This is a genomic window from Labrys sp. ALF-8 (genome assembly GCF_059699065.1).
On the sequence record NZ_AP048538.1, the window covers coordinates 1,529,563 to 1,547,679 of the forward strand.

12 protein-coding genes are annotated in these 18,117 nt (G+C 60.1%); 7 read left to right on the forward strand and 5 right to left on the reverse strand.

What is annotated here, in order from left to right; genetic code table 11:
• The first annotated feature begins 10 nt into the window (after nt 1-10).
• The 7 genes from tssK to tssA are packed head-to-tail and all read left to right on the forward strand — an operon-like array spanning nt 11 to nt 12,788.
• Nucleotides 11-1,372, forward strand: coding sequence for a type VI secretion system baseplate subunit TssK (gene tssK, locus AC6H34_RS27330; RefSeq protein WP_497540938.1), 1,362 nt, complete (start codon nt 11-13; stop codon nt 1,370-1,372).
• Nucleotides 1,369-2,214 carry a type IVB secretion system protein IcmH/DotU gene (icmH, locus tag AC6H34_RS27335; RefSeq protein ID WP_497540939.1) on the forward strand — a complete coding sequence of 282 codons (846 nt, stop codon included), beginning with the start codon at nt 1,369-1,371 and terminating at the stop codon, nt 2,212-2,214. The genes tssK and icmH overlap by 4 nt, the downstream gene beginning before the upstream one ends.
• Nucleotides 2,211-4,880 carry a type VI secretion system ATPase TssH gene (tssH, locus tag AC6H34_RS27340; protein ID WP_497540940.1) on the forward strand — a complete coding sequence of 890 codons (2,670 nt, stop codon included), beginning with the start codon at nt 2,211-2,213 and terminating at the stop codon, nt 4,878-4,880. The genes icmH and tssH overlap by 4 nt, the downstream gene beginning before the upstream one ends.
• Nucleotides 4,880-6,673, forward strand: a complete 1,794-nt coding sequence (locus tag AC6H34_RS27345; protein ID WP_497540941.1) for a sigma 54-interacting transcriptional regulator — start codon at nt 4,880-4,882, stop codon at nt 6,671-6,673. The genes tssH and AC6H34_RS27345 overlap by 1 nt, the downstream gene beginning before the upstream one ends.
• Nucleotides 6,670-7,449, forward strand: a complete 780-nt coding sequence (locus tag AC6H34_RS27350) for a type VI secretion system-associated protein TagO (RefSeq protein WP_497540942.1) — start codon at nt 6,670-6,672, stop codon at nt 7,447-7,449. Before AC6H34_RS27345 ends, AC6H34_RS27350 begins: the two co-directional genes overlap by 4 nt.
• A gap of 42 nt (nt 7,450-7,491) precedes the next feature.
• On the forward strand, nt 7,492-11,256 hold the full coding sequence (gene tssM, locus AC6H34_RS27355; protein ID WP_497540943.1) for a type VI secretion system membrane subunit TssM: 3,765 nt from the start codon (nt 7,492-7,494) through the stop codon (nt 11,254-11,256).
• A complete protein-coding gene (gene tssA / locus AC6H34_RS27360; protein ID WP_497540944.1) occupies nt 11,253-12,788 on the forward strand; it encodes a type VI secretion system protein TssA in 1,536 nt (511 codons plus the stop codon). The genes tssM and tssA overlap by 4 nt, the downstream gene beginning before the upstream one ends.
• Before the next feature lie 316 nt (nt 12,789-13,104).
• Here the strand turns inward: tssA and AC6H34_RS27365 are convergent, their stop codons facing one another.
• From AC6H34_RS27365 to AC6H34_RS27385, 5 genes are all read right to left on the reverse strand, one after another.
• The gene (locus tag AC6H34_RS27365; RefSeq protein ID WP_497540945.1) at nt 13,105-13,848 is read right to left on the reverse strand and encodes a cytochrome b/b6 domain-containing protein; all 744 of its coding nucleotides are present in this window, start codon (nt 13,846-13,848) and stop codon (nt 13,105-13,107) included.
• A 14-nt stretch (nt 13,849-13,862) separates the two neighbouring features.
• Entirely contained in the window at nt 13,863-14,228 is a 366-nt protein-coding gene (locus AC6H34_RS27370) for a hypothetical protein (RefSeq protein WP_497540946.1), read from the reverse strand.
• A gap of 305 nt (nt 14,229-14,533) precedes the next feature.
• Nucleotides 14,534-15,889, reverse strand: a complete 1,356-nt coding sequence (locus tag AC6H34_RS27375) for a sensor histidine kinase (protein WP_497540947.1) — start codon at nt 15,887-15,889, stop codon at nt 14,534-14,536.
• Complete coding sequence (locus AC6H34_RS27380; RefSeq protein WP_497540948.1) at nt 15,883-16,560, reverse strand: response regulator transcription factor; 678 nt, start codon at nt 16,558-16,560, stop codon at nt 15,883-15,885. Before AC6H34_RS27380 ends, AC6H34_RS27375 begins: the two co-directional genes overlap by 7 nt.
• 712 nt (nt 16,561-17,272) lie before the next feature.
• Nucleotides 17,273-17,968: an OmpW/AlkL family protein gene (locus AC6H34_RS27385; protein ID WP_497540949.1), complete on the reverse strand. Its 696-nt coding sequence runs from the start codon at nt 17,966-17,968 to the stop codon at nt 17,273-17,275.
• Nucleotides 17,969-18,117 lie beyond the last annotated feature (149 nt).

An 18,117-nucleotide genomic window follows, 5' to 3' on the forward strand; every position in this document is an offset into this window, starting at 1 on the left:
AGGTCCAGCCATGTCGTTGCGCAATCCCGTCATCTGGTCGGACGGGCTCTTCATCAAGCCCCACCATTTCCAGCAACAGCAGCGCTACACGGACTATGTCGCCCGCCGACGCGGTGACGCAGTGAACGCCTACCAATATGGCCTCGAGACCATTGAGATAAACCGGGAAAACCTGCTCCATGGCCGCATCTCGATCGTATCGTCCAGCGGGATCTTCCCGGATCGTTCGCCTTTCGAAATACCCAATGAATGCCCATCGCCGGAAGCACTTGATCTGAGCGCGACCTCCATCGTCAACGAAACGATCTACCTTGCCCTCCCACTATGGGCCAACGGGGTGCCGGACAACATCACCGAAGATGGCGGCACCGATCAGGTCGCACGGCTAACGCCTCTCGCGCAGGAAGTGCTGGATTCAACCAGTTCCGACGCCGAGCCCTATATGGTCAGCGTCGGGCAGCTGCGCCCTCGCCTGATGTTAGCACGCGAGGATCGCAGTTCGTGGACTTGCATCCCGATTGCGCAGGTACAGGAGCGGCGGTCAGACGGCGGACTGATCCTCGATCCGACCTTCATGCCCATGGCCTGCGCCCTCGAGGCAAGCCCGATCCTTCAACGCGCACTGGAGGATTTCGCCGGTCTCCTCCATCAGCGGGCTAGGCAGATCTCCACGCGCCTGGGCGCGCTTGGACAAGGCGGCGTCGCGGAAGTGGCGGATTTTCTGCTCTTGCAGACCATCAATCGGCTGGGTGCGCAATTCGAACATCTATGTTCGCTGAATCACCTGCATCCCGAGCGCCTGTTCGAAGTCTTCGCCATGGCAGCCGGCGAACTCGCCAGCTTCACGCATGAAACCCGCCTGCCTGAGGAATGGCCAGCCTACAATCATGAGACGCCTCATCTGAGCTTCGATCCGCTGATCGCGTCACTGCGCCGGTCGCTTAGCGTCATGCTCGAGCCCAACGCAGTTGCCCTTTCTCTTCAGAAGCACAAGTTCGGCCTTCTCACCGCGCCGGTTGCCGATCCCTCGCTCATCCAGTCGAGCGTGTTCGTGCTAGCCGTGCGGGCTGCGATGCCAATCGAGCGACTCGCGAAGACATTCCCCTCGCAGGTCAAGGTTTCGTCCATCGAGAAAATTCGTGAGCTGATCAATCTGCATCTGCCGGGCGTCACCCTTCACGCGATGCCGACCGCGCCGCGCCAACTGCCCTACCACGCCGGCTACACCTACTTCCTGCTGGACCACAATTCGAGCGGCTGGAGTCATCTGCAAAATACCAGCGGCTTCGCCTTCCATGTCGCTGGAGAATTTCCCGATCTCGAAATGCAGTTCTGGGCCATCCGTGGCCGCAGAGACAAGGGGCTGTCATGAATGACGTCTTCAGTGCCTTGAACGGCACTGCGCAAGAGCCCGCGCTCATCAATGCAACGGACACGCCCGCCCAAGCAGGCGCCAGCACCACCAACGCCCCAGCGTCGCTTCCGCCATCCCGCGACCAGGTCTTCAGCTTCAATCTGAGGGGAGACAGCATCAATCCTCTGGTCGATGCGAGTGCTCCCCTGATCGCGTTAATGCTGCGTGTGACCACCGTGAGCTCCCATTCGGCTCTCGATGATCTCTACAAGCGCTGCCTGCACGAGATTGAATCGATAGAGCTGGAACTGCACCGGCTCGGCTATGATCGCGTTAGCATACTCGCGCATCGATACTGTCTCAGCTCGGCCATCGATGAGGCTGTCATGTGCAGTCCCTGGGGGCAGAACTCGAACTGGTCCGAACGCAGCTTCCTCGCGACCTTCCACAATGAAACCTGGGGCGGCGAGAAGTTCTTTGTCATTCTCGACCGTCTCTTGATGGAACCTACCCGCTATCTCCATCTGATCGAGTTTCTGTATTTACTGCTTTGCCTTGATTATCAGGGCAAATATCGCTCGATGCACAATGGCCGTACCCAACACGAGGCCATCATCAAGGAAGTGCATGATGTCATCCGCAAGGCCAAGGGGCATCCTGAAGCTCTGACCTTGTTTCGCGGCGAGAATGTCGTTGACCGTCTGCATCACGTTGCCTGGCAGACGCCCGTTCTGCTGGTGATCTTCATCGCCGTGCTGTTCGCCGCGGCCCTCTATGGCGGCTTCTTCTTCTATACCGAAAACCACGTCGACACGCTCCTGCGGCAGATCGGCAACGTGTTGGGAACTGGTTCGAAATGATCAAGGTTGATCTCAAATCGCTTATTTCCCGGCTCAATGGCGCGGTGAGAGCCGGCATGGAAGAAGCAGCTACCCTATGCGTATCCGGCGGCCATCGCGAGGTCGCGGTGGAGCACCTCTTGACGGCCCTGTTGAACCAGCCTGGGGCAGACACCCGCATCATTCTTCAGGCTTGCGACGCCGATCCAGACGTTGTCAGGAATGCCGTAAAAGCAAGCCTCGATCGTTTTCGTGAGGGTTCCGGCAGTGCGCCCGTGCTCTCGCCGCTGCTGATCGAACTGCTCCAGGATGCATGGATGGTCGCCTCGCTCGATTTCGGGATGAGCGAACTCCGCAGCGGCTCCATCCTGCTTGTATTGATCGAGAACGCAGATCGATATGCCCGCTTCGAATATGGCATGCTGCTCGAGCGTCTCCCTGCCGGCCATATCCGCCGCAAGTTCTTCGATCTTACATCAGGCTCGGTCGAAACGCCGAAGACCGCATCCGCTGACGAAGTCAGGACGTCCAATCGTCCTTCAACTCCCGTAGGCGAGACAGCACTTGAGCGTTTTGCCACCTGCTTTACCCAGGCGGCACGCCAGGGGCGTATCGATCCCGTCTTTTGTCGCGATGACGAGATTCGCCAGATCGTCGATATTCTGGCCCGCCGCCGCAAGAACAACCCGATCTGTGTAGGCGAAGCAGGTGTCGGCAAGACCGCCGTCGTCGAGGGCCTTGCTCTCAAGATCACGGAAGGCGATGTCCCCGAAAGCTTGATCGGTGCAGAGGTATGGGGTCTCGATATAGGGGCCTTGCAGGCTGGGGCCTCGGTAAAGGGGGAGTTCGAGAAGCGCCTGAAGGCCGTGCTTGAAGAAATCAAGAATGCTGACCAGCAAACCATACTCTTCATCGATGAGGCCCATACGCTGGTCGGTGCCGGGGGCCCTGCTGGTGGGAGCGATGCCGCCAACCTTCTCAAGCCCGCGCTGGCTCGTGGAGAGATCAAGACGATCGCTGCGACAACGTGGTCCGAGTACAAGAAGTACTTCGAAAAGGATCCCGCCCTTACCCGCCGCTTCCAGCTCGTCAAACTCGATGAGCCTAGCGTCGAGGAGGCGCGTATTATCATCCAAGGGCTGGTTCCCAGCTATGAGAAGGCGCACGGCGTCTACATCTCCGAAGCCGGCGTCGAAGCCGCGGCAAGATTGTCGGCGCGCTACATTACCGGCCGCCAACTGCCAGACAAGGCCATCGATGTCCTCGATACCGCATGCGCCAGGGTCAAGGTGGCCTTCGACTCAGTCCCCCCCGCCATCGAGCGGCAGCGCCGGCGGCAGCAGGCCCTGCTAAGGGAACGCCAGGCACTCGATCGCGATCGCGAGGCGGGCCACGAGGCACTCTCCCTGAATGAGCGTATCGTGGGCATCGACACGCAACTCGAGGTGATCGAGGCGCAACGTGCGAGCCTCGAAGCCGATCTTGCCCGGCAAAGGACCCTCGCCGCGGATATACGTTCGCTGCAGGATGCGCGACCGACCGAGGAAGAGAAGCCCTTCCACATCGAGAAGCTTCGACGTGCGCGCGCCGCATTCGATGCTGAGCGCCAGGGCAATTCCCTGGTGAGCCTCGACGTCGGTCCCGCCGAGATTGCTGCCGTCATCGCCGACTGGACCGGCATTCCGGTCTCCACCATGACGCAGGACGAGGTTTCCCGCCTGCTGCATCTTGCCCAGATCATGGGCGAAACCGTACGAGGCCAGGATCACGCCTTGCGTGCGATCGAGAACCAGTTGCAGAGTTCCAAACTCAACCTGCAGAACACGGGCCGCCCGCTCGGCGTCTTCCTGCTTGCGGGCCCATCCGGCGTCGGCAAGACGGAAACGGCACTTGAGGTCGGCCGACGTCTTTTCGGTGGCGAGCAATACCTCACCACCGTGAACATGACGGAATATCAGGAGAAACACGCGCTCTCCCGCCTGATCGGCTCTCCTCCAGGTTATGTCGGTTATGGAGAAGGCGGAGTACTCACGGAGGCCATCCGCAAGAAGCCCTATTCCGTGGTTCTGCTCGACGAGGTCGAGAAGGCCGATCCCAATATCCTGAACCTGTTCTATCAGGCGTTCGACAAAGGGGAGATGAACGATGGCGAAGGGCGCGCGATTGATTGCAGGAATGTTGTCTTTTTCCTCACGTCGAACCTAGCTTCGGAGGAGATCGCCTATCTGGCTTCGAGCGATGGCGAGAAGCAGGCGCTGGACGCCGAGACCATTCTCGACGAGATTCGCCCAATACTCTCGAACCATTTCAAGCCAGCATTGCTGGCGCGCATGCAGCCGCTTGTCTACATGCCCCTCACTCCCTCGATCATGGCCGAGATTGTCGAGGCCAAGATCGGTGCCTTGGCTGCAATGCTCCTTGAGCGCCAGGGCGTAAGCCTTGCATTCTCTCAAGCAGCTCGTAACCGCGTGCAGGTTCTCTGCGCCCAAGCTGCCAGCGGTGCTCGCCTGGTCGACCAGGTCATCCAGCGCCGAATCCTGCCGAGCATATCGCGCGAGATTCTCGACTGCGGTATCGCAGGTGCCACTCTCCAGACGGCGACTGTCGACGCCGGCCCAACCGATGATTTTCTCTTTCATTTCGTTCGCGCACAGGAAACTGGCCTGCCAACAGTGGCGGCTGTCTGATGCCGGGGTTTCAGACGGATCATCTGGCTGCCTGCTACGCGCTTTCCGAGGTGACAACGCCCGCAAGCCTGCGCGAAGTCCTGCTTGCTGGCATGGTTGGTCTTGCGAGAGCCTCGGCTGGCCTTCTCCTTGGACGCAGCGATACCGGGGAGTTCGTTCGCCTAGGCGTACTACCGGCTGTTCTGGAGGTTGAATTGCCGGATCTCGCCGAGGTCGAGCGCGCGCAACACCCGCTCGCCGCCGTCATGGCGACAACCATGCCGCTCCTGGAAACCGCCAACGGCCGATTGAGCGAAGCGCGCCTCTCGCTGTTCGACATGCCTGGCCGGCTCCTCACCATTCCGGTGGGAAATGGCAGCGGCAAAAGAGCTGATCTCATCTTTCTTTTGCTCCTGCCTCTGGTGGTCGGGCCATCTCCGGCTGACATCACGGCACTGAGTGAGTTTGGTAATCACGGCGCGCGTCTGAACCGCCTGCTCCTACAGGTAGAAATGGATGGTATTGCTCGCAGAGATCTTTCGCGGGCGCTCGACCATGCCGATCTGAATCGTTCCCGTGTCCTGAATGAGACGCTCCCCGGTATCTTGTCGGGGCGCTTGGTCGGCCATACGCGAGTTATGCAGGACCTTCGCCACGACATCGCAAAGTTCGGGCAGTCCCGTCTGGCCGTTCTCATTACCGGAGAAACGGGCACCGGGAAGGAGTTGGTGGCGCGCGAGCTTCATCGCATATCGGATCGTGCCGCAAGGTCTCTTGTCGCCGTCAACATCGCTGCGCTACCGGCGGATCTTCTCGAAGCCGAATTATTCGGTCACGTTCGCGGCGCCTTCACCGGTGCCACCGCTAATCGCAAGGGATTGATTGCGGAAGCGGACAGGGGAACTCTTTTTCTCGACGAGATCGGCGAGATGCCGATGCCGTTGCAGGCCAAGCTGCTCCGGGTGCTCCAGGAGAAGCGCTTCCGCCCCGTCGGCTCCGACAGGGAGATCGCATCCGATTTCCGGTTGATCTGCGCCACCCACCGCGATCTGGGGGCCGCCATCCAAGACGGAAGTTTTCGCGGTGACCTGTTCTATCGTATCGCGCCTGCCCACCTCACGATCGCCCCTCTGCGCGATCGAATTGAGGACATCTCGCCGCTCTCGGACCATTTTCTTAGGGAGATCGCACAAAGAGAGGGCATGGCGGCCAAGAGCTTGAGCATCAAGGCCCTCGACCTGCTCAAGCGGCAGGCTTTCCAAGGAAACGTTCGCGAATTGCAGTCGGTCATCGAGCGTGCGGCTATCGTCGCAGGCGAGGCCGGCATCATCGAGACTGATCATCTCGATGTTCCGATAGGTGCTGAAAGTCCGGTGGCAAACACCCCCCTCCGGTGCTTGCTCAATGCTGCAGGGATCGCAGGCGTGCGAGATCGTTTCGAACGTTTTCTGATCCTTGACGAATATATCGCCGTCGAGGGCAATCGCCGGGAGGCCGCCAACCGGCTCGGCATTCCACTCCGTACCCTGAATCGGAAGCTCCAGGCGGATGCCGCAAGAGACGAGCTTGTCAGCCTCACGCTTGCTAGAAGTCTCGATCCTGCATTGACACGCCGCATCGGCAACCCGCCAGTCAATCTGAAGACGGCGCGCGAAGAATTCGAGAAGCAACTCATCCTTGATGCACAAGCGGCGGCTGGCGGGGATCGCCGCCACATGGCGGAACACCTGCGTCTTTCTCTGAGCACCCTCTCCGAAAAGCTCCGACGCTACGGCCTTGCCACGCGGCGCTTGCCCCAGGGACAATCGAAATGATGGCCGCCAGATCCTTCCCCGCGATATTCGCGAGTGTCCTGTTCCTGACGTCTTGTCCTCATCCTGCCCGAGCGGCCCCGAAGCCTGCCGAACAGCAAGAAATTGACAAGTGCCGGGACACGACAGATCGCGTCGCACGCCTTGCCTGCTTCGATGAACTGTTCTCGACCCCAGCCAATGTCAAGACGCTTCCGTCTACGCCCAATGACTCCATGACTGCTCCGGGACAGGTCTTGCCTGGACGGTGGCAGACCCTTGCCGAGGATCAGGAGCGTATAAGGCTGCCCGGCCAGATCACCTGGTTATCGCGCATTCGCCCTTGGCAGGCCTCAGATTATTCAGCCGATCCAGCAGTACAGAACGCCGCGATGCAGGCAGACTCCTTCGACATGCTGCTGACGATGCCGGAGCTCGATCTTTCAGCCAAGCCCGACGCTGCAGGAGCTAGCGACCGAGCTGTATTGATGGTGAGTTGCGAGAACAACATCACCTCGCTGATGGTTCTCCTCCCAAAGCCGATCGCAGGACTTCAGGCCAACATGTCGCTGGGCAGCGAAAGCAACGACTTCTCGCGCCTGAATTGGCGTGATGTCGAAGATGGTCGCATCATTTCAGCGGGCCGTGGCCTCGAGAGCATCGACACATTGCGCACGCTGCTTGGACGAAACCGGCTTCAGCTTCAAGTCAATTATCCCGATGGAGCAAGGGCCTTCGTCTTCGCCGTCGCGGATCTCCAGACAAAGCTCAAACCTCTGCGGCAGGCCTGCCACTGGTAAACGTCCATCGACTGGCCCGCGACGAGGAAAAAGGGAAAGAAAATGAGCGCTCTCAGCATTTTGCGTCGAATATTGGGATATTTTCCCAGACTGGCCAAATCGGCATTCGTCAGAAGTGCGCTTCTTCTCGTCGCCCTGTGCACCATCGTCTGGTACATTGGCCCAAAGCTTCGCTATCTCGATTATTCCCCTTTCGAACCCGTGACCAATCGCCTGATAGCCATCGTGGTGCTGGTTTTCCTGTGGGGGCTTTACAACATCCGTCTTGCGATCCTGACCGCACGCACCAAACCTAAAGTGGAGCCGGTCGAGGAAAAACCGCGCGATCTCGTGGAGACCGAAATCGCCTTCCTGCGGCAATCCTTCCAGAATGCGATGCAGACAATCCGCAGCAAGTGGACCGGCGCGGAAAACGGCAACCGCTCACTCTACGCCCTTCCATGGTACCTGGTGCTGGGTCCCGGCCCGGTCGGCAAGACCTCGTTGATCGTCGATGCAGACTTGAAGTTTCCTCTCGCGCACGTCTTCGGCCAGGAGAACTTCAAGTCGGTTCGCCCGACGGGATACCCGCAATATTGGGTTACCAGCGAAGGCGTCCTCTTCGACCTGCCCGGAGCGTGGGTAGAGCAGAACATAGCCCTCGGCAGTCAACGCACCATGCGAACGACCGAACAACAGGCCGCCTTGCCTTCCTCTAACATGGCCGATTTTGGTCGGGTTGAACGGCTCTCCCCTATCAAGAAGCCGGTCACTCGCGAGGCACGGCTTTGGCAGACCTTCACGGATCTATTGACGGAATACCGACCCCGGCGCCCGATCAACGGGGTGGTGCTGTGCGTTGATGTCAACGAACTGGTGAGGGCGGATGACGAGCGCCGCGCCAACCTCGCGGCCGTGATCCACAGCCGCCTGGTGGAACTGGCCGAAAAGCTGGGGACGCGTTTTACCATCCATGTGCTGCTCACCAAACTTGATCTCCTCACCGGCTTCCGGGAGTATTTTCAGAACTTCTCGAAGGTTGACCGCGTCAGCCCATTCGGCTTTTCCTTCACTATCCAGAATGAACTCAACACCGACAAATGGTCGGAAGAGTTCGAGGCGGCGTACAAAACCTTCGTCGAGCGGATGAATGACGACCTCATCGACAAGCTCTACGAACAGCGCGAGCAGGTTTCGCGGCGCAGCATCTATATTTTCACCCGTGAATTGGCTGCCATCGGCCCGATTGCCGCAGACTTTTTCAGGCACGCTTTGCATGGCGACCGCTTCTCAACCCCACCGATGGTGCGAGGCATCTACTTTGCTTCGACACGTCAGGAAGGCGTGCCGTTCAACGCACTACTTGCGCGCGTCTCACGCGAATACTACATGCCGGCACCGATCATGCCGGCCTATTCCGGACATTCTCTACCCTACTTTATCAGTGAGCTTTTCCAGCGGATCATCTTCCGTGAAGCCGGGCTGGCCGGCGACAACAAGGCTGTAGAGCGCCACAAGCGCCTTATGCTCAACACCACCGTCCTGGCCAGCGTACTCGCGCTGATGACCTTTGGTTTCTATCTCAACGAAGCCATGCGCGATAATGTGAGCCGGGCTGATGAGGTGCTGAGCAAGAGCCAGGCCTTCATGGCCCTGCCGCAAGCCCAAGCGGCAAATGCCGGATTGGCTGGACCACTCGTCTCCATCGCCAATGGTGACAGCACCACTGCCCATGCCGAGGCCGCCGATCTCAACCCAGCGCTCGATGCCATCCGTGCGGCTACGGAAGAATATCCAGGCTGGCGAACTGCCGGTGAATGGAAACACTACGCCAGTCTCTACCAAGGGCTGCGCGTTGGTCCGAAGGTGGAAGAGGCCTATCTGGCCCTGCTCAAGCAGCGCTATCTGCCGGCACTTGGCCGCACGCTCGAAGACCGCATCGCGACACTCGGCAACAATGCCGACACAAGCACCGGTGATGAACGCTTCGAGGCGCTGCGCAATTACATCCTGCTCGGTGATTTGAACAAGCGCAACGAAATCGACACCCGTGACAATACGCTGAATCAAGGCAAGCAAACCATAATGGCCTGGTTCGCCAAGGACTGGCAGCAGAACCATGAGGGAGACAAGTCGCTCCAGGCGGGCTTGAGCACCCATCTGTGGCATGCTCTCGATATCGGCCATCTCACCGCGCCGCTCAACCCTGGCCTGGTTGCTTCGGCGCAGGCCGACCTGCAGCGCGTGCCGCGCGATGAACGTCTCTATCGCAGCATTCAGGCGCTTGCCCATCGCCAGTTGCCGACCGATGTCAGCTTGCGAAACGAGATCGGACCGAGCTTCGACAAGATCTTCCAGCAAGGCGAGGAAAATGGCACGAACCAGTCTGACATCACCGTATCGGCCTTCTACACCAAGAAGGCCTTCCTTGATTACTTCGTGCCACGCAACAACGATCTCTCAGTGCTTGCAATCGAGGATGCTTGGGTCGCCGGCGAGCGCCAGCAGATCGCCTACTCACCCGAAGACCTGGAGGCCTTTCGCAGGAAGATCCGGCAGCGCTACTCAACCGACTATATCGATGCCTGGACACAGGCGATCAACGGCCTTGATCTTGTCGATCTTCAGAATGTCGACCAGGCTGTTGCCGTGCTCGGGGATATCAACGGTCCCTCCAATCCGCTGGGGCGCCTCCTCAGCCTGATCAAGGATCAGTCGGAGATCTATGACGACAAACCGACCGAAGTCGCAAAACAGGACGCCGGCCAAATCGCCAAGGCCGTAGTCGCGGCGGAATCCGACGACAATCACGATCAGGGGAAACGCATAACCCGCTCCTTCGCTCAATTGAGCCAGATCGTCACGGCGAATGGAAAGGACAAGCCTTATTTCGAGGAGTTGCAGGGCGCCCTTCAGAATCTCGAGGCCTATATGCGTGAAATCAAGTCTGGCGAGGCCACCAACAAACCGATTGCCCTCGACAAGGCGCAGGCTCGCGCCAACCTCGCGGGAGACGATCCCATCTACGTCCTGCGACGCATCAGCGCCAACCTGCCGCAGCCCCTGAACAAGCTGCTCACCAAAATCGCCGACCAATGCTGGAAGGTGGAACTCGACGCCGCCAAGAAAGACTTGCAGGCACTCTGGCAGGACCAGGTCTATCGCCAGTTCTACGTCGATCTCGCCACGCGTTATCCTTTCAACCGCAATTCGAAGGAAGACGTCACGCTGGACCAGTTCACCCGCTTCTTCGGTCCGAAGGGTGCCTTCGACACCTTTGCCAAGGATCATCTGGTAATCTTCATTAATTCCGACACCAATGAGCCCGTTGTAATAGATGGTCGAACGCTCGACGTCAGCGTATCCTTTGTCGACCAGTTGAAGCAGGTACGCAAAATTCGCGAAACTTTTTTCGATGCCAACGGCAGCCCGACATTGCGCTACTCACTGGAACCTTTGAGCCTATCGGGAACTGCCGGGCGCTCCGTGCTCAACATTGAAGGCCAGCTCGTCCCTTACAGCCATGGCCCAACGCGACCGATCCAGATCCTCTGGCCCAATGCGCTCTCCAGCCAGCAGAACCTGAGCCAGCTCTCGGTATTCGGCACCGGAATGAACTCCGATACCGCCAGCCTCACCTTTCAAGGGTTGTGGTCGGGCTTCCGCTTACTCGACCGTGCCACGGTTTCGGGAGTTCAGCCAGACGGAGCAACGCTGAGTTTCAGCATCGGAAATCAGCGCGCGCTTTACCGCATGCGCATCGCGGGTCCCGAGAATCCCTTCGTGGCGCAGCCGCTGCGCAAGCTCAAGCTGCCCGAAACCCTATGACCGAAGCTTGGATCCCTTCCACCTCTCCCCCTACTACCAATTTCGGCACCGGCATGGAGGAGATCGACCAGCACCCTTATGTAGTTGCCGCAACCCTCGCTGTGCCAGGTCCCGACGCCTGTGGCCAGCCAGCGGATACCCACGAAATCTTCCAGGATATCGAGGCGGAGACCATAAAGCGTGGCACCTTGCAGCAGGGGCAGATCCGCTGGGCATTCGTGGAGACGGAAGCCGGTCGGCTGTTGACACACAGCAAGGACTTCCGCCTCTTGGTGTCCCTGATGCAGAGCTTAGGTCACGGCAATACTTCCCAGCGTTTTGCCCTCGGTTTGCAAGTGACCGCGACCTTTCTCTCCCGATGGGCCCGCGATGCTCATCCCCGCTCCCGTCTCAAGCCGCGGCTCGCCGCAAGACTGGTAGAAGCGCTGGAGCAACTCACCCCGAAGAACGGCAGCGATTTCGAACAGGCCGGTGTCCTCACGGGCTGCAATGCCGCCGCCCGGGTCTGTGCTGACAGCCTCGCCGAAATCGCGCCGGAAATCGGCATCGTCCTCGCGGCGCTTCCGGCAAAGCTGGAGATGCTCAGCATACCGGCGAATTCTCTGCTTGAGCAGCCTCCTGTCCTTCCAGGTGGTGGCGCTTCAAGGTCTACGCCCTCCGCGGGCGAGACACTGCTTGACCAGACAGCTCCACGTCCTGAGACGTTGAGGCTCGAGGTCGATAATGAGCGCGCGCTTCGCCAGAGCCTCAGCGTGGTGGCGGATTTCATGATGCGCCTCGATGTTGCCAATCCGCTCCCCTATCGCGTGCGCCGCTACGCCACATGGTTCGGCATCACTGCACCGCCGCCGATCAGAACGGGGCAGCGCACCGTACTAACGCCTGTGTCCGAGGAGGTCATCGAGCGCTATCGCGTGGCAGTGGACCGCGGTCAGGCCGATCTCGACATGGTGCAACGCCTGGAGCGCAGTTGCCATCTCCAACCGTTCTGGCTGGAAGGGCAATATCTCGCCTCCCAACTCGCCCAGGTGGCGGACCGCCCCGGCGTTGCCGATGCCATTCGCGAGGAAGCCAGCCGTTTCTTCGCCAACCTGTCTGCCATCCGTGGTCTCTGCTTCGCGGATGGCAGCCCCATGGTTCCCGATGATGTCGCCCATTGGCTCACGGCACCCGCACTGGCGCAACGCTCTCTGCGTCCGGCCGATAGCTCCGGCGAAATGCCCGACGCCGCTGGTAGTCTCGATGGCGACATGCAGGCCGTGGCCCGCAATGCCCGCGCCCTGGTCAAGCAGGGGGAAGTCGCCGCCGCCCTGACTGCCCTCGACAATGCCAAGACAAGCGCCCGCTCACCACGAAGCCGGACACTGTGGGAAGTGATGCTGATCGAGATGCTGAATGAACTCGGCCTCAGGGGGCACGCGCAAACCCAGGCCCAACGCTTGCGGGAGGCGGTGACAAATCTACCCGTGCCAGAATGGGAACCGGAACTCTTCCGCAGGCTCGCGCGCCTGGAAAACAGGAAAGGAACGTGAGAACCGGCTGTGACCAAACGATGCCTTCGCTGGCGAGGTTAAGCGAGCGGAGAATGAAAGGTCGAAGGCGGCCTCTTCAAGAACTATGTACCGGCCCCAAGCGTGCTCGCGCACGTCTGTCCGCGGGGACGAACACGCCTGTCAGAACAGCAAAACGATGGGGTGCGAGTGCGCTCCATCGTCGTCAAGCATTGGATTCGTCGAGCCTGTCGCTGCACCGAGGATGCCGGTTCGATCCCAGTTGACGTATTTGCCTTTCAGATGGAATCGTCACGAACGGCTCGACCTGGCAAAGACTCCTGCCCGGCCGCGAGTTTCAGGGCGCGCTAAAAAATGTGCCACCCAGAAGGGTCACACCCATGTAGACGATCAGTCCAGCGGTGAGCAGGCAGGCTGCGGCAACGACCAGGGACCCTTCTCGCGCCTCCTGCTCGTCGACATAGCTCTTTACCTTCTTGCGCCCGGAGATCATCGCGCCGATCAGGTTCTCGCGCTTGAAGAACTGATAGTAGAGGTTCGCCGCAATGTGCAGGCCGCACAGGCCCAGAATTACGAAGTAGAACCACGCCTTGTGGAGATCGCCCGCCCAGCCGGATACGGCATCGCCAGCCTGGTCGGCGAGAGGCCCGGCCGCGAGCACCCCATCGCTCGCAAAGAGTCCCAGACCAACCTGGACGGCACAGGCGATCAACAGGCCGACTACCATCAGGCCTCCGGCCGGATTGTGTCCAAGATACGGCCTGACCCTGTCGCCCGCCAGGGATCTGAGGTACTTCCAGGTGCTCGCTGGCGACCGCAGGAAATTGAGGAAGCGTGCCGTGGAACCTCCGAGAAAGCCCCAGAAGACGCGATAGACCAGCAAGACAAGGATACCGTAGCCGGCGGCCTTGTGCACGGTCATGCTGGGATCACCAAAGCCGCTGGAAATCCAGGCCAGGACAATGAGCGCCACCAGGGACCATTTGAACAGGCGGGTTGGCAGATCCCAGGCTTTGACCGTCAGGCGAAAGGCCGGGCCGGCTCGGCGCGAAGATCCGAGGGATGGGGTTTGATCGTTCATCGAGCTACCGGATTCTATTTGTAGGCGCTGTGGCAGGACTTGCAGTCCGCAGCGATTGAAAGAAACGCCTTGCGATATGCAGCCTCGTCGAGCGTACCCTGGGCCGCTGCGTCCGCCGTCGTGGCCATCTTGTCGAAGCGCTCCACGAGATCTCGCGTCTGGGCGGCGCCTTTGCCGGTGGCCACGCTGCCGGCGCTTCGGGCGTCCGCTGCATAGCGCTTCAGCACTGCCTTGGCAGTCGCGGCATTGAAGTCGGACAGGAGCGCCTTGCCGCTGGAGGTATTGCCGGACATCTGCTTCATGATGCCCTTGAGCGAGAGCGCGAGGGCCGGCACACACAAGGACGCAATCAAGGCTGTGGCTGCCAACCCGATTGTCATTCCCCTCCTTGAGCCATGGGGCGATCTCGGAATACCTGATTTCGACATTTCATTCTCTCATATCCACCGAGGCATCAAGGGTGCCCCTGCTCCGTGCGACATTGCGCTGTGGAAGGTGGTGAAGAGAGCTTACGTGTACCTTACAAGTTTCCGGCGAGCGCAAGGTCTTATTGTGACGTCGCGGGCCCTGCGCTTGGCGCTTGGCCAGTCGGCACTCTCCTTCCAAAGGACGAGATCCCGGCCCGCCCGGTCGAGCCAGGCAGGGTTTGCTTAGGAATTACCAAGCAGGCAAATACCAATAGCCTCTAGGTCAGACGCGCAAGCTGAGGGAAGCAAAGCGTGGCCACTGCCCCTCCCTGCGGGGTATTCGCCAATTCGAGACGCCCCTGATGTGCGGACATCGTACGTTCGACGATCAGGAGACCCAGCCCTGTGCCGACCCCTCCCTGGCTGCCATGTCGCCGGGGATAGCCCTCGGCATTCGCGCCCGGCTTCGACAGGAAGAAGCCGGGGCCGGCGTCGGTAACGCTGATGCGTGCGTCTGGATGAACGCCAATGCGCACGCAACTTCCCTCCGGCGTATGCTCAAGGGCATTCTCGATCAGGTTCCGGAGAGCCCTGAAGACATAATCATAGGCGCCGTTGACTACCACCGAGCGCTCGGCACCGACGACCTCGAGCGATCGATGCCGGGTGATGGCGATCGGACCGAGGAAGCAACACACTTCGCGTGCGACGGCACTGAGGTCGACCATATCCCCTCTTTCGAAGTGGAGACCGCCCAGCCGAACCCTGTCGAGCAGTTGCTGGACCAGGCGCTCGATCCGCGCGAAGTCGACACGCAATTGTGCCGCCAGCCCCGAATTCGAAACGTCAAGCTGGGCCTTCACCACAGCAAGCGGGGTACGCAGTTCGTGGGCCACGTCACCGAAAAACTCCTCCAGCCCGTTGAACCCCTCCTGCAGACGATCGAGCGCGCGGTTGACCGCCTTCACAAGGACCGAAATGTCCTGGGGCAGCCCATTGTCCGTCAGCCTCGCCGAGACGCTGCCCGGGCCTATGGCTTCCGCTTCCTGAACGACCTGGGCGAGCGGCCTGAGCAAGATGCGAACGACGAGCGCATTGGTGAGCAGGATCGCGATGACAAAGGGAATCCAGATCCAGCCGATATCGACGAGGAACTCCTCGAGGACGGAATCGAAGAGGACACTGTTGGGTGGAAAGACAACCTGGACATAAGCGGCCGGCGTGGCGCCCGGCACCGGCGTGGTCAGGCCGTACAGCGCTCCTTCCCCTTCGTATCGGGGAAGAACGAAGAACTGGTCGGAGTTCCCCGAAATCGGTGCAAACGCCTCGGTTACACCGGGCGAGGCAGCCAATATCGTGCCGGTCTCGGAAACGACGATAAATCGCCCTCCCGCCTTGTGCAGGCCACGCGATTCGGAAATGGAGATCGAAGGAGAGATATGGCCGCCGCTTCGCTGTACCTCGCGTGCCAGGATGTAGGCGAAACTGCGCAGCGTCCCCTCGCGAAACCGGCTATCGGTGCTTTCGAAGCGAAAATACAGGAAACTGGTCGCTGCCACGATTGCCAGGAGGCAGACGCCGCCGATGCCCAGCATCAGGTGCCAAAACAGCGTCGTGCGCGGACGTGTCAGCATGGCACTTCCGCGAGGATATAGCCAACGCCCCGAAGTGTATGAATCTCGACTTCCGCGTGGGCACTCGAAAGCTTCTTTCGAAGACGGTGCATCAGGACTTCCAGGGCATTGGACTCCGGCTCCTCTCCAAACCCATACAGGGATTCTTCCATATCCGCCTTCTGCACGACCCTGCGGCTTCGGCGCATCAGCAGTTCCAGGGCGCCGAGTTCCCGCCGGCTGAGATCGACAGGCACGCTGTTGATGCGCACCATGCGCTCGGCGGTATCGAGTTCGACATTGCGTTCGCGCAGCAGGACGCCGAGCGCCTGGCCCGGGCGCCTCAGCAAGGCGCGCAGACGAGCTATGAGTTCATCCATGACGAAAGGTTTGCACAGATAGTCATCGGCGCCGATGTTGAGGCCCTGGATCACTGCATCCTTGCCGTCGCGTGCCGTCAAAATCAGGATCGGCGTCGTAACACCGGACTGACGCATGGGCTGAATGATCGACAGGCCGTCCCGGCCTGGCAACATGAGGTCGAGAATGATCGCGTCGTATCGATTTGCCGCGATGGCCAGTTCCGCTTCCTCCGCCGACGAGAGGTGGTCGACGGCAAAGCCATGGCCGCGAATGGCCTCCGAAATGAGCGCACCGAGGCGATCATTGTCTTCGACCAGAAGAACTCTCATATCCTGGAGCCCGGGCGCTCGCGCACATGCGGAGGCACCAGACCGATCGCCGTTGAGGAGCGGTCATGGCCTGAATGCAGGTTCAATCGAGACCTGACGGTTGGGGACGTCTGCATGTCTTTCTGTTTAGGCATGAAACAGGCTTAAATCGATGAGGAACCGGCAACACCGGCGTTCATCTTGAAATTGGTCATCTCTCTACATCCTGAACGCAGGTCCCTGGCGTTCAGACCTATGCGTTGCAGCTTCCCACCGGCTGCGATGGCGGCTCCAGGAAATGCAGCAGGTCCGTCCCAATCGGCACCGAAGTGGTGCTCTTGAAGCCCCGCTGTTGTAGCGCTCGCAAAATGAGGAAACCATTAGGCTGCAAGTGCCAAGACCCGGCGGTGCCGGGATCTTCCTGTCGCGCGACCTGCCTCGTGGGCGAGCCTGGGTCTTCCCAACGGGACCGCGCAGTTCCCGGGATTTCGCAGCAGATGCCTTCTTCGCCCCTGAGAGGACTGGAACGCGACGGACAGGTTGTCCGGGAGCGGTGGATCCCAAGGTTCCATCCCCGGTCGCCGGACAAACCTGCTCGTCCGGCGATTGATCGCGGAGTTCTCGAAGCATTCGGCCGCGAGGCGCCTTCCGGCCATGCGTCGAACGCGGCGCTGCCTCACTGCTGACGCCCCCGTCGCGCGGACAACGGTTCCCGAAGCCAAGCCAACCGTCATCAAAAGCGATAGGTAAGACCCGTTCCGATCAGCCAGGGATTGAGCTTCGCCGTGCCCTTCAGACGCGCGCCCCCGACGGTGACGTTGAAGTTCGGCTCCAGGAACAGTTTCTTCACGTCGAAGTTGATGCCCCAATGCTGGTCCAGCATGTAGTCGAAACCGACCTGCAGCGCGGCGCCGAACGTGTTCTTGACATGAAGGGCCTGGGCGCTGTCGGCATCCTGGTTATAGAAGATCGTGTAGTTCACACCGGCGCCGATATAGGGCTTGAACGCACCGAATCCGGTAAAATGATACTGCAATGTGAGCGTCGGCGGCAGCAGCCAGACTTTGCCGATCTTGCCCAGCCCCGCGATCGAGCCCTTGCCGTTGATATTGGCATAGGTGGTACCGAGGATGAGTTCGGCGGCTATGTTGTCCGTGAAGAAATAGGAGATGTCGAGTTCCGGCGTCACCGTATCCGAATAGGAAAGACCGGAACCCGGCACCTTGCTGACATGCCCGGAATCCTCGGTGACGACACCCAGGGCTCGCAAACGGATCTGCCAGGGGCTCGGCAGCTGTGTAAGGGGCGTTCCCGCCTGCGGAACGGTCTCGGGTTGGGCAAGATCCGCCGCGCCAGCTTGCTGTCCCACTGCAATCAGGATGACGGCGGCTGCCAACCGAGTTGCCCCGTTCCCACGCTTCCACGCCATGGTACTCTCTCCTTCTCAGAAATTACCTTCCGACCATGACGTCCGTGGAGAGATATCGACTGATCTAGATCAGTACCCGAGTGCATCGAGACGACGAGAGCTTTGGTCGATCTCAAGCGTTGCTGAAAAGCAACAATCCACCTTCGGCG

Excerpts from the sequence above, each read along its gene's own strand:
- tssK (WP_497540938.1), top strand. The coding sequence starts at position 11 with ATGTCGTTGCGCAATCCCGTCATCTGGTCGGACGGGCTCTTCATCAAG.
- icmH (WP_497540939.1), top strand. The coding sequence starts at position 1,369 with ATGAATGACGTCTTCAGTGCCTTGAACGGCACTGCGCAAGAGCCCGCG.
- tssH (WP_497540940.1), top strand. The coding sequence starts at position 2,211 with ATGATCAAGGTTGATCTCAAATCGCTTATTTCCCGGCTCAATGGCGCG.
- AC6H34_RS27345 (WP_497540941.1), top strand. The coding sequence starts at position 4,880 with ATGCCGGGGTTTCAGACGGATCATCTGGCTGCCTGCTACGCGCTTTCC.
- AC6H34_RS27350 (WP_497540942.1), top strand. The coding sequence starts at position 6,670 with ATGATGGCCGCCAGATCCTTCCCCGCGATATTCGCGAGTGTCCTGTTC.
- tssM (WP_497540943.1), top strand. The coding sequence starts at position 7,492 with ATGAGCGCTCTCAGCATTTTGCGTCGAATATTGGGATATTTTCCCAGA.
- tssA (WP_497540944.1), top strand. The coding sequence starts at position 11,253 with ATGACCGAAGCTTGGATCCCTTCCACCTCTCCCCCTACTACCAATTTC.
- AC6H34_RS27365 (WP_497540945.1), bottom strand. The coding sequence starts at position 13,848 with ATGAACGATCAAACCCCATCCCTCGGATCTTCGCGCCGAGCCGGCCCG.
- AC6H34_RS27370 (WP_497540946.1), bottom strand. The coding sequence starts at position 14,228 with ATGACAATCGGGTTGGCAGCCACAGCCTTGATTGCGTCCTTGTGTGTG.
- AC6H34_RS27375 (WP_497540947.1), bottom strand. The coding sequence starts at position 15,889 with ATGCTGACACGTCCGCGCACGACGCTGTTTTGGCACCTGATGCTGGGC.
- AC6H34_RS27380 (WP_497540948.1), bottom strand. The coding sequence starts at position 16,560 with ATGAGAGTTCTTCTGGTCGAAGACAATGATCGCCTCGGTGCGCTCATT.
- AC6H34_RS27385 (WP_497540949.1), bottom strand. The coding sequence starts at position 17,968 with ATGGCGTGGAAGCGTGGGAACGGGGCAACTCGGTTGGCAGCCGCCGTC.